Here is a 532-nt window from a genome sequence, read left to right on the forward strand (position 1 = left end):
GATTAAATAAATCTGATATACGCAGTAAATATCAGGGTGACCTGGTGTTATTGAAGGGAGAACGTGTAGCGAGTTTCCTGATCGGTGACACGTATTATGCGGGTAACCTGCCGCTCTGGACCTGGATAAAATGGACCCTGTCCGGCCAGCCGGTATTGTTGATACTGTTCCTGATGCTGGCGTCTTTGATCGCGGCGACCTTGTTGTTCCGCTTTTTGAAGCGTAAAGCAGCGACACGTTTGCGTGATGTTGACGGCAGTGACGAATAATTAAGGCAAGACAGTAAAAACGACGCAGGCCATACTGTGCGACAGCGTAGTATGGCCTCAATGCCATATCAGGCAAGAATGATCAACGGATTAGGAATAGGGGAATGGCATGGTTTTGAATAAAAAAGCGGTGGTACTCGCGCTGTTTGCGATCCAGGGCTGCTACAGCTCCGCTTTTGCCAATTCTCCTTTGCATGAAAAACTGATAGAGACAGCTCAGTTCTGGGAACAGCGCGGCAAAGAAGATAATGCGATGGATGCCT

At 48.3% G+C, this 532-nt stretch carries 1 protein-coding gene; it reads left to right on the plus strand.

Features of this window, described 5'->3' with window-relative positions; all coding sequences use genetic code 11:
* Nucleotides 1-269: hypothetical protein (locus tag KDM89_RS19475; RefSeq protein ID WP_212689553.1), on the plus strand; the 269-nt coding region annotated here is incomplete at its 5' end.
* Nucleotides 270-532: the final 263 nt, after the last annotated feature.

Origin of the sequence: Cognatundibacterium luofuense (genome assembly GCF_018139685.1) — a bacterium.
Lineage (GTDB): Bacteria > Pseudomonadota > Gammaproteobacteria > Burkholderiales > Burkholderiaceae_D > Undibacterium > Undibacterium luofuense.